At 40.2% G+C, this 11,752-nt stretch carries 9 protein-coding genes; 6 read left to right on the top strand and 3 right to left on the bottom strand.

The window, feature by feature from the left end; genetic code table 11:
- Positions 1–157: 157 nt before the first annotated feature.
- The 6 genes from ilvE (at position 158) to ilvA (ending at position 7,317) form a co-directional block, all read left to right on the top strand.
- Complete coding sequence (gene ilvE / locus J2T03_RS07265) at positions 158–1,030, top strand: branched-chain-amino-acid transaminase (protein ID WP_307210321.1); 873 nt, start codon at positions 158–160, stop codon at positions 1,028–1,030.
- 204 nt (positions 1,031–1,234) lie between these two features.
- Positions 1,235–2,917: a dihydroxy-acid dehydratase gene (gene ilvD / locus J2T03_RS07260; protein WP_306844530.1), complete on the top strand. Its 1,683-nt coding sequence runs from the start codon at positions 1,235–1,237 to the stop codon at positions 2,915–2,917.
- A 6-nt stretch (positions 2,918–2,923) separates the two neighbouring features.
- The gene (gene ilvB, locus J2T03_RS07255) at positions 2,924–4,651 is read left to right on the top strand and encodes a biosynthetic-type acetolactate synthase large subunit (protein ID WP_307210319.1); all 1,728 of its coding nucleotides are present in this window, start codon (positions 2,924–2,926) and stop codon (positions 4,649–4,651) included.
- 18 nt (positions 4,652–4,669) lie between these two features.
- The gene (locus J2T03_RS07250) at positions 4,670–4,951 is read left to right on the top strand and encodes an ACT domain-containing protein (protein ID WP_306844533.1); all 282 of its coding nucleotides are present in this window, start codon (positions 4,670–4,672) and stop codon (positions 4,949–4,951) included.
- A 50-nt stretch (positions 4,952–5,001) separates the two neighbouring features.
- Complete coding sequence (ilvC, locus tag J2T03_RS07245) at positions 5,002–6,048, top strand: ketol-acid reductoisomerase (protein ID WP_306844535.1); 1,047 nt, start codon at positions 5,002–5,004, stop codon at positions 6,046–6,048.
- 12 nt (positions 6,049–6,060) lie between these two features.
- Positions 6,061–7,317: a threonine ammonia-lyase IlvA gene (gene ilvA, locus J2T03_RS07240; RefSeq protein ID WP_306844537.1), complete on the top strand. Its 1,257-nt coding sequence runs from the start codon at positions 6,061–6,063 to the stop codon at positions 7,315–7,317.
- 125 nt (positions 7,318–7,442) lie between these two features.
- Here the strand turns inward: ilvA and J2T03_RS07235 are convergent, their stop codons facing one another.
- The 3 genes from J2T03_RS07235 to J2T03_RS07225 form a co-directional block, all read right to left on the bottom strand.
- Positions 7,443–8,912 carry a M20/M25/M40 family metallo-hydrolase gene (locus J2T03_RS07235; protein WP_307210317.1) on the bottom strand — a complete coding sequence of 490 codons (1,470 nt, stop codon included), beginning with the start codon at positions 8,910–8,912 and terminating at the stop codon, positions 7,443–7,445.
- A gap of 9 nt (positions 8,913–8,921) precedes the next feature.
- Positions 8,922–9,158: a hypothetical protein gene (locus tag J2T03_RS07230; protein WP_307210315.1), complete on the bottom strand. Its 237-nt coding sequence runs from the start codon at positions 9,156–9,158 to the stop codon at positions 8,922–8,924.
- A 64-nt stretch (positions 9,159–9,222) separates the two neighbouring features.
- On the bottom strand, positions 9,223–11,637 hold the full coding sequence (locus J2T03_RS07225) for a hypothetical protein (RefSeq protein WP_307210313.1): 2,415 nt from the start codon (positions 11,635–11,637) through the stop codon (positions 9,223–9,225).
- Positions 11,638–11,752: the final 115 nt, after the last annotated feature.

Below are 11,752 nucleotides of genomic sequence, written 5' to 3'. Positions count from 1 at the left end.
AGAAATTATGTATCAGTTATTAGCAGTAATTATTATCGTCATTATTATTCCCTTGCGTTGGTGAGAAGGATAGAGTATGACTGTACATATTTGAGCCCTCTCACATCGTGAGAGGGCTTTTTTTATACCCATTTGTTAATTTTTTAAACCCTATACAATGTATTACAACGACAAGACTATCGTGTATTTTGATGGAAATTTCCTTAAGGCCGGAGAAGCAGGAATGGATCTTTACGGACAGTCACTCCATTATGGCTACTCTGTTTTTGAAGGCATAAAATCTTACAATACCGATTACGGAACCAAGATTTTTAAAGCAGAAGAACATTATGAAAGACTGAAAAGATCAGCAGAACTGATGTACATCCCATTTGATTATTCAGTCAATGAATTGACAGATCTTACTTATGAGCTTTTGGAACGCAATGGATTCAGTGATGCATATATCCGCCCATTGATTACCTGCTCTCCCAATATGTCTCTTTCAAAAGGAAAAAAATCCTATCTCTCTCTGCTTGCCTGGGAATGGAGCAATGGTTATCTCGCAGACAAAATGAAAATCATGACCTCCGGTTTTCAACGCCCAAATCCTAATGCTTTTAAAATAGAAGCCAAAGTAGGCGGACATTATGTGAATTCTATTCTTGCCTGTCAGGATGCAAAAGATAAAGGCTATGACGAAGCCCTGTTACTCGATGAATACGGAAATGTCGCCGAAAGTTCAGGAGCCAATATATTCTACGAGAAGGATGGGGTATTATTTACTCCTGCAAAAGGGAGCATACTGCCGGGGATCACAAGGCAGACGGTTTTTGAATTATGCAGTGAGCTTAATATTCCCGTTAAAGAAACCTTCTTTAAACCTGAGGAAATGAGAGGAGCTGATGCTGCTTTTTTCTGTGGTACGGCAGCTGAAATTGTAGCGTTGGATTCTTTGGATGATGTTCCTTTCACCAAAAACTGGAAAGACACAGAAAGCGACAAGGTACAGCAGGCCTATCAGAAACTGATAAGAGTTCTGTCATTGTAAATTTTAAGAACTTAAACAATTGATAATCAGATTTATATATCTATTTTTCAAACAGTTGAATATTGTAGTTTTCATAAAAGTGAAAATGAAAAAGATATTACAAGCTGTAGTTTTGGATCAAAATTAAGCAAAAGCTTCATTGATGAATTCCAAAAAAATGAAACTATTGATACCCATAAAGATGTTAAGAACAGCAAAGATAATATGTTAAATAAATATTCAAAAACATTCACACAAAACAGCGAACAGCCCGCTGCAAAAGCAATGCTTTACGGGATAGGCTTTACAGAAGAAGATATGCACAAGGCCCAGATCGGAATTGCCAGTATGGGATATGACGGAAATACCTGCAATATGCATCTCAATGATCTTGCAAAAGTTGTAAAAAAGGGAACCTGGAATCACGGCCTTGCAGGATTGATATTCAATACCATAGGCGTGAGCGATGGAATGAGCAACGGAACAGACGGTATGCGGTATTCCCTGGTGAGCCGCGATGTAATTGCAGACAGTATCGAGGCTATCTGCGGTGCACAGTATTATGACGGAATCATTGCATTACCGGGATGTGACAAGAATATGCCGGGAACCATTATCGCCATGGGAAGACTGGACAGACCGTCCATCATGGTCTATGGAGGAACAATAGCTCCGGGATGCTATAAGGAAGAGCCCCTTAATATCGTTTCGGCCTTTGAAGCTCTGGGAAAAAAAATTGCCGGAGAAATTTCAGAAGAAGACTACAATGGGGTTATCAAAAATTCCTGCCCCGGAGCAGGAGCATGCGGAGGAATGTACACGGCCAATACCATGTCTTCAGCCATAGAAGCACTAGGAATGAGTCTTCCGTATTCATCTTCCAATCCCGCACTGAGTCCGGAAAAGCAGAATGAATGTCTGGAAGCAGGAAAGTATATTAAAATATTACTGGAGAAAGATATCAAACCTTCAGATATCATGACCCGTAAGGCTTTTGAAAATGCACTTCGTCTGATCATCATTCTTGGAGGCAGCACCAATGCCGTTCTGCATTTTATTGCGATGGCTAAAAGTGTTGGTATTTCTGTTACTCAGGATGACTTCCAGAAAATGAGCGATTGTACACCGGTACTGGCTGATCTTAAACCAAGCGGAAAATACCTAATGCAGGACCTTCATAACCATGGAGGAACACCTGCCGTCATGAAATATTTATTGGAAGAAGGTTTATTGCACGGAGACTGTTTAACGGTTACCGGAAAGACCATCGCTGAAAATCTTGAAAATGTTCCCAGTCTCGATTTTACAAAACAAAAGATCATCAGACCACTGGAAAACCCAATAAAGCAAACCGGGCATTTAAGAATACTGTATGGAAACCTCGCTGAAAAAGGGAGTGTGGCCAAGATCACCGGAAAAGAAGGTGAGAAATTTTCAGGAAAAGCAAGAGTATTTGATGGAGAAAAAGATCTCATCAAAGGAATTGAAAACGGAAGAGTACAACATGGAGATGTTATTGTTATCCGTCATGAAGGTCCCAAGGGAGCACCGGGAATGCCGGAAATGCTGAAACCTACCAGCGCTCTGATCGGAGCAGGATTAGGTGGAAGTGTAGCTCTGATTACTGATGGAAGATTCAGTGGCGGAACCCATGGTTTCGTGGTGGGACACATCACTCCGGAAGCATATGAAGGTGGACTGATCGCTTTTGTAAAGGACAATGACCTTATTGAAATTGATGCTGTAAACAACACGATACAGCTCAAAGTTTCCGAGGAGGAAATTGAGCAGCGAAAGAAAGGATGGCAAAAACCTGAACTTAAAGTTAAAAAAGGATTGCTGTACAAATATGCACTCACCGTATCATCAGCCGCAGAAGGCTGTGTAACAGATGAAATCACTCAATAAAAGACAATGAAGAATCTAAATGTATCCACAGAAACAGAAATCAGCGGCAGCCGGATCATCCTTGAAGCATTTCTTCAGGAAGGGGTAAAAACCATATTCGGATACCCTGGCGGGGCTATTATCCCAATTTATGATGCCCTTTACGATTATAAAGATCAGCTGGAACATATTCTGGTCCGCCATGAGCAAGGAGCAGTCCATGCAGCGCAGGGCCTTGCCAGAGTATCCGGAGAAGTGGGAGTTGTATTGGCTACAAGCGGTCCCGGAGCTACTAATCTTGTGACAGGACTTGCTGATGCACTGCTTGATAATACGCCTATTGTATGCATTACGGGACAGGTTTTTGAACATCTTCTGGGAACCGACGCGTTTCAGGAAATCGATGTGATGAATGTCACCAGCCCCGTTACCAAATGGAATTATCAGGTAACCGATGCCGATGAACTGTCTGAAGTATTGGCCAAAGCATTTTACATTGCAAGATCTGGAAGACCAGGCCCGGTATTAATTGATGTCACGAAAAATGCCCAGCTACAAAAGGTTTTCAATAGAGGCTACACACCTTGTGATTCTCTCAGAAGTTACAGACCGGATCCAGCTCCCAATATGGACAGTATTGAAAAAGCTTCCTTCCTGATCAATAATGCAGAAAGACCATTCATCATTGCCGGGCAGGGAATTATGCTGGGAAAAGCAGAAGCAGAATTTTTAAAGTTTGCTGAGAAATCAGGAATTCCGGTGGCATGGACTGTACTGGGAATGAGTGCCATTCCAACAGATCATCCGCAGGCTGTAGGAATGGTGGGCATGCATGGAAACTATGGACCGAATATCCTTACCAATGAATGCGATGTTCTGATTGCAGTGGGAATGCGGTTTGATGACCGTGTAACCGGGAGACTGGATCAATATGCCAAACAGGCAAGGATTATCCATCTGGATATTGACAAAGCAGAGATCAATAAAAATGTAAAGGTTGAGGTTCCGATTCTTGGAAACTGCAAAGAAACCTTACCACTTCTTACACAGCTGATCAAAGAAAGAAAACATACAGACTGGCACCAAAAGTTTAAAGATTGTTATCAGATTGAATATGATAAACTGATAAACTACGAATTATATCCTTCCGAAGGAGAAATCACAATGGGAGAAGTCATCCATCAACTGAATGAAATGACTCGTGGAGAAGCTGTAATCGTAACAGATGTAGGACAACACCAGATGGCAGCCTGCAGATACTCATCGTTTAAGAATTCCAGAAGCAATATTACCAGCGGAGGGCTGGGAACTATGGGATTTTGCCTTCCTGCAGCAATAGGAGCTGCTTATGGAGAAGCAAACCGCCCGGTCATTGCGGTGATGGGAGATGGAGGAGCTCAAATGAATATCCAGGAATTGGGAACGGTGATGCAGTATCAACCCCATATCAAAATCTTAATTCTTAATAACTGTTATCTGGGAATGGTAAGACAGTGGCAGGAACTGTTCCATGAAGAAAGATATTCCTCGGTAGATATCCAGAGTCCGGATTTTGTGCAGGTAGCCAAAGGATATTATATTCCGGGAAGAAAGGTAAGCCAGAGAGAAGAACTGGAAGCTGGGCTTAATGAAATGCTTTACCATCAAGGAGCTTTTCTGTTGGAAGTCATGACCGGGAAGGAACATAATGTTTTCCCAATGATTCCTCAGGGGAAAAGTGTTTCAGAGATTGTACTGACCAAGAATAAGACATAATAATATAAATAGAAAGAAATGAAATCAGAAAACAGGGAATATACGATAACAGCTTACACAGAAGATTATCTGGGGCTTATTGGCAGGATCAATGCTATTTTTTCAAGGAGAAGGATCTCCATAGTGAATTTTAATGCAGGGCCTTCTGAGATTGAAAATGTGAAAAAATTTGTGATCATTATCAGGGAACCGGAAGAATCTGTACGGAAGATCACACAACAGATGGAAAAACAGGTCGATGTCCTGGAAGTTCATTATCATAAAAACCCATACCTGACTGTAGCAGCACATGCAAGCTGAATACAAATACAATCAAAAAATTATAATTAACAATATAAAAATTTAAAAAAATGGCAAAATTGAATTTTGGCGGAGTAGAAGAGAATGTAGTAACAAGAGAGGAGTTTCCATTACATAAGGCGCAGGAAGTATTAAAAGATGAGATTGTAGCCGTGATCGGCTATGGTGTACAAGGACCGGGGCAGGCACTTAACCAGAAAGACAACGGAATCAATGTCATTATTGGCCAGAGAAAAAACTCAAAATCCTGGGATAAGGCTGTAGCAGACGGATTTGTACCCGGAGAAACGCTGTTTGAAATAGAAGAAGCTCTGCAAAAAGGAACAATTATTTGCTATCTCCTGAGTGATGCAGCTCAGATTGAATACTGGCCTAAAGTAAAGCAACATCTTACACCCGGAAAAGCACTTTATTTCTCCCACGGTTTTGGAATCACCTTTAATGAACGTACAGGAATCGTTCCGCCGGCTGAGGTTGATGTATTTCTTGTTGCACCTAAAGGATCCGGAACCTCATTAAGAAGAATGTTCCTGCAGGATCGCGGGCTGAACAGCAGTTTTGCCGTATATCAGGATGCCACCGGAAAAGCAAGAGAAAGAGTGACTGCATTGGGAATAGCCATCGGAAGCGGCTATTTATTTGAAACAGACTTTAAAAAAGAAGTATTCAGCGACCTTGCAGGAGAAAGAGGAACATTGATGGGTGCCGTACAGGGAATATTTGCTGCTCAATATGATGTATTGAGAAAAAACGGACACAGTCCTTCCGAAGCATTTAACGAAACCGTTGAAGAATTAACCCAATCACTAATGCCTTTGGTTGCAGAAAACGGCATGGATTGGATGTATGCGAACTGCAGCACCACAGCACAAAGAGGAGCACTGGACTGGTGGAAGCGTTTCAGAGATGCCACTTCTCCGTTATTTGAAGAATTATATGAAAGTGTTTCCAAAGGAGATGAAGCCCAACGTTCTATCGACAGCAACAGCAAACACGATTACCGAGAGAAGCTGGAAGTTGAACTGACAGAGCTTAGAGAAAGCGAAATGTGGAGGGCAGGAAAAACCGTCCGCAGCCTCAGACCTGAGAACAATTAATCAAGAAAAATAATGGAAGAAACGTATCCTTCTGTTTTGGACAATGTCTATAAAGCAGCAAAAAGACTCAGAAATGTAGTGGTAAGAACACCTCTGGCAATTAATAATAACCTCTCCGATATTTATGAGGCGAAGATTAGCTTTAAAAGAGAAGATTTGCAGCGTGTGAGATCCTACAAAATCAGGGGAGCTTACAATAAAATGGTAGTGATGTCTCCTGAAAGTCTTGCAAAAGGTGTGGTTTGTGCCAGTGCGGGAAATCATGCTCAGGGAGTTGCTTTTGCATGCAGTACGATGGGGGTGAAAGGAACTATTTTCATGCCTTTGCCCACTCCGGGACAGAAGTTGGAGCAGGTGAGAATGTTCGGAGGTAATGATATAGATATTGTGCTTTACGGGGATACTTTCGATGAGGCTAAAGATGCCGCACTGAAGTTTTGTAAAGAGAATCAGGGAATATTCATTCATCCGTTTGATGATCAGGATATTATTGATGGGCAGGCTACAGCAGCACTGGAGATCCTTGAGCAGGCAGATGGGCCAATTGATTATCTTTTTCTTCCGGTTGGAGGTGGTGGTCTGGCTGCAGGTGTGTGTTCCGTATTCCGGGAACTGTCTCCACAGACGAAGATTATAGGAGTAGAACCTTCTGCTGCTGCAAGTATGAAAAAGGCGTTGGAGAATGGAGGCCCTGTTCACATTGAAAAGATCAGCCGTTTTGTGGATGGAGCTGCCGTACAGAGAGTAGGAGACCTTAATTTTGAGCTTTGTAAAGATGTGCTTTATGATATGGCTTTAGTGGATGAAGGAATGGTGTGCGAAACTATTCTTTCCCTCTACAATAAAGATGCTGTGGTAGTGGAGCCTGCTGGTGCTCTTTCTGTAGCTGCACTGGGAAAATATAAGGATCAGATCAAAGGGAAAAATGTGGTCTGTATCATCAGTGGAAGCAATAATGATATTACCCGTATGGAAGAGATCAAAGAAAAAGCACTTCTGCATGCAGGGTTAAAACATTATTTCCTGGTAAGATTTGCACAGCGCCCGGGAGCTCTTAAAACATTTGTAATGAATGTGTTGGGACCAAATGATGACATTACGTTCTTTGAATACACGCAAAAAAATTCAAAGGAGAAAGGAATTGCTGTCTTAGGAATTGGATTGAAGGATAGTGAAGATTTTACTCCGCTGCTCAATAACATGAAGAAGTATGACTTTTTTGTCAATTATCTGAACAATGATCCGTCTTTAATGAATCTGCTTATTTAATAATGATTAAGATATATGTAGTCATGTAAATTATCGTCGATGTTTTATAATGCCTGTCATCGCGGTTCGCAATGACAACACAAGAAGAAGGTTCGGCGGCCCATTCGGGCCGCCGAACCTATTATTTATCTCTCAAGCGTAAAATTAGCAATAACTTTCGGACGTTCAGCCTCATTGGCTACTTTCCAGGATGTTCTGTACATCCATTCCGTCATTTTATACAGCTTTTTGTAGTTGATGTTTTCAGACTCATCCTGAGGCGTGTGGTACTGGTCATGCAGTACACTGGTGAAAAATACAGAAGGTATCCCGATTTTTGCATACGGTAAATGATCACTTCTGAAGTAGAAATACTCGGCGTGATTCGGAGAATCCCAGTCTTTCAGGTATTTAAATTTTGTACTTTCATTGTTGGCATCCTCAGCCATTTTTACCAGTTCCTCAGAGTTTTTATGCGGGGCAATTCCTCCCAGAAGAGCAGCTTCATTATTATCATTTCTTCCGATCATATCACCGTTCAGAACGGCTACAATCTTTTCTTTTGGAACGACCGGATGAGCAGCGTGCCATCTGGAACCCAGCAATCCTCTTTCTTCAGCACCATGGAAAACAAACAGAATACTTCTTTTTCCGGGCTGTTTTTTATAAGCTCTGGCCATGGCAAGCATTGCAACGCATGTACTGGCATTATCGTCGGCACCATTGTAAATCGTGTCATTTTTTACAGGATGCCTGATCCCGTCATGATCCTGGTGACCGCTTAGCAAAACGTATTCTTCTTTAAGTTTAGGATCTGTACCTTCAATTTTTCCGATGATATTTACAGAAGGGTATTTGTAGGTTTCTGTGATCAAGTTCAGAGCGATTTTAGGATTGTTTTTTACCCAGCCTGAATTTTCTCTTTTGATCCATACAACAGGAATGTTATCCGTTATTTTTTCTCTCAGGCCTTCTACACCATAAGTTCCCCTTGTCATTTGAGGAAGAACTTCTACCCAGCTCTTCTCTGAAATATCATCGGTGATGAAAATCACTGCTTTTGCTCCCAGTTCCAGGGCTTTGCTGTAATATTTTGTTCTTACAAACCCAGGATATCTTCTTACAAAAAGAGTCATTTCCTTGTCGATATTTTTATCAGAAGCATTCACGGCAAGAACTTTTCCTTTGATATTTAGCTTGGAAAGTTCTTCAGGTTCTGCATTTCCTGCGTAGACAATCTCAGCATCAATCGCTGCATTTACGGGTTCTGCAACAAGGAAATCTTTCCAGAGTTTCAGGCTGCTGTTTCCGATTTTCAGACTGCTTTGAGGAATTACCTGATGCCTGTATATATCAAAAAACTGGAAAAATGTACCATTGTCGCCTGCAGGCTTCATTCCGGCTTCTTTGGCTTTATCGGCCAGCCACATCGAAACTTTTAATTCATCTAAAGTTCCTGCTTCACGTCCCAAGAACTGATCTGCAGCCAGCTCATACATATCTTTTCTTAAATCGGCTTCTTTGATGGCAGAGACCAAAGGCTTTTTATAATTCTGAGCATTCCCGAGGCTGAACAGGAGAATACTCAATATAGAGAATACATAGTTTTTATTCATCTAAAAATTTTAATTGAAGTTAGCCAATTTATCTGAGAACTGTTTTGAAAATTCCCTTCTATCTTCCTCCAGCTTTTCCTGTTCAGCAGGAAGGATATAATTAAAAAGGACTTTATCTTCATTGTCAAGAAATACAATTTCCTTTTCATTACCATCGATCATCTGTGAAAAAATCTCCCACATTGAGGTGTCTTTTAGTTTTAATAATTCAAAAAACTGTTCTGCTTTTATTTCTATTCGCTGCATGTTTCGTTTTATGTATTTATGATGTTGTTTAAACTTCTTTTTAGGTGAAATGGATATGTTCAGGCTAAAACTCCAATAGTTTCAGTTTGAATTGGATTGCAAAATTCTGCTTGAAATTGGGAGTGGTGTAGTATCCGACTCTGTAGAACAGACCTAAATTAAAATAGCTTGACAGGAAATTATTCCACTCGAGACCCACTTCCTGATACAGATGATCCAGTTTCCTGAATTTGAACTCATGATATTCCGGATGCTTCATATCTCCGATTGTTCCTCTTAATACAAAATCAAAGCTCGAAATATTCTGTCCGAAACTTTTGAAGTACAAAGGAAGTTTATGGGTGAAATAATAGGCAACGAATTTATCATTGTAATATTTTCCGCCCTCCAGTGTAGCAAAACCAAGGTAAGACGTAAGGTTAAAATTAAAATCCTTTCTCGGAGAGGCCAGCCCGTTCATCGTAAAATGCTTCCAGATAGGTGCTTCGCCCAGTACGATTCCTCCATAAAGTCTGAATCCTGTAGTTCCGAGCATCGTCTTGAAATTATGTACAAACAGGGCGTCAAAACGAGTGTAATTAAAATCCCCACCTAAAACTTTGTAGCTTTGCTCATAATTGAAATACAGCTCAGGATATTTCTGATCGATAATCGATTTTCCCTGAGGAGTCATAATATTTGTAGAATTCGGAGAATATTTTAAAGTAAATAAAGTATTGAAATTATCAAATTCACCACCTTTTCCTCTGAATTCGTAATCGAACTTGGCTTCTTCAATATTTCTTTTTGCAGCAAAAACCAAAGTCAGTCCGTTCGTAACATCATTCAGATAGGATAGGGAAGCCCCTCTGTAATGATAGTATTTATCATTGTTGATGTTGTTTCCATAATTCATCGTTCTCATCTTGAAGTTCCACAGCCTTCTGTAAAATTCTCCCGATGCTGTCACATCATTATAATATTCAACTCTGAAAAATGAATTTTTGTCCAGAGTCGTCTTCATATCAAGACCGATCCCGTATTTCCATTTATCATCTTTAAAACCGTAGGCGAAATAATAATCCGGTGAAAAATAAGGATTAAAAGTTTCGTTAAGCTTAGCTTTTAAGCCTAATCTGAAACCTTCATACAAGTTATAGTTTACAATTTCATCCACTGCAAAATCTACAATTCCCATCCGGATCTGTCCGTTGATAAGTCCCGTCAGGATTTTCGCTTTGCTGTCGATATTATACTTTTTGCCCAGACTGTCTATAGTAGTATATGTATTGCTTTCCCTTTCCGTGAGAGGATCGGTTCTGTACTGATCTAAAAGATGTCCGTCTGCATTTTTCACCGAAAATGTATAACCTTTAAAATCATTCCGGTTTTCCTCAATAGGCGATTTGAAGTCAAAATATGTGGAAGTAAGAAAAGCGTACGTTCCGAAACTGGTCCTGTCTTTCTTTTCAGGATGCTCTTCCGTTTTTTCTTTGTTTTCTTCTTCCATGGCCACCCTGCTCATTCTGAGTTTTACCTTTTCCTGTGCCAGGAACCATTTATTATTGTAGAAAATCCAGGTACTCGTAATGATTCCGTCACTTTTGTTCTTGCTAAAATTCTCGATCTTCTGGATGCCATAGGTCTCGGTGTCTATATAGATCGCACCATTGTATTTTCTCTTTTTATCCGTTTTTTTATAATTCACCTCACGGAAACGGATCACAAAAGTTTCTCTTCCGTTCACTTCAATGGTATCCGAAAGAAAAAACCGGTAAAGACCCCTGTTTTCCTGCTTGATTTGGTTGGGGATTTTATCCCTGTTGCTCTGCTGAATGGCTATCATTTCGTAGATCGGCTGCTTAAGACCGGAAATCCTGTTGTCCAGGATATTAATCTTTTCACCATATTGCTTGGAATATAAAAATTCCTGAGCTCTTTCCCACAGGAAGAGTTTGCTTTTTGAAAAAATCTGTTTGGCTGAGATATTATTTAATGAATCTTTTTCCCTCCTTTTCTTGAAAAACTGAGTGTCATTAAAAAACTGGTTAAACTGATTAATACTGTCCTGATCTATATCCAGGGATACTTTTTCGTAGGATTTAAAAGTATAGGAATCTAAACTTTTCGGTGAATTGTCTTTAAAGAGCCTGTTTACTTTCTTTAAGATCTCAATAGCCCGCGGATCACTTCGGTCTTCAATGATCACCTCTTCAATATCAGTTGTTTTTGAGACCTTTTTCAGTAAAGAAACTTCCATATCTGCTTCAACAGATACTATCTCTTTCTGATATTTTTCCGCCTGGATTTCGAGAGTACGGCAAGACGACTTAAATTCCAGGTTTCCCTGGACATCCGTAAAACCTAAGACCCTTCCTTCACAGGATATTTTGGCATTGGATACCGGTTTCTGGTCAGTTTCGTCAATGACCTTAATCTTTGATTGGGAAGAACCAAAGAAACAGATTATTAAAAAAAATAAAACTAAACCCCTTTTCATGTAAAACTAGGTAAAAGTAGTAATATTTCTTGTGTTGAGAAAGTTTTTATGATTTGTTAATACATTGATTTTATCTAAGTCATGCAGGAAAAATAGAGAAAAAAACTCCTGAAAA

The organism is Chryseobacterium lathyri (assembly GCF_030812195.1).
In the GTDB taxonomy this organism is placed as follows: domain Bacteria; phylum Bacteroidota; class Bacteroidia; order Flavobacteriales; family Weeksellaceae; genus Chryseobacterium; species Chryseobacterium lathyri_A.
This window is presented reverse-complemented; position numbering and strand designations above follow the sequence as displayed.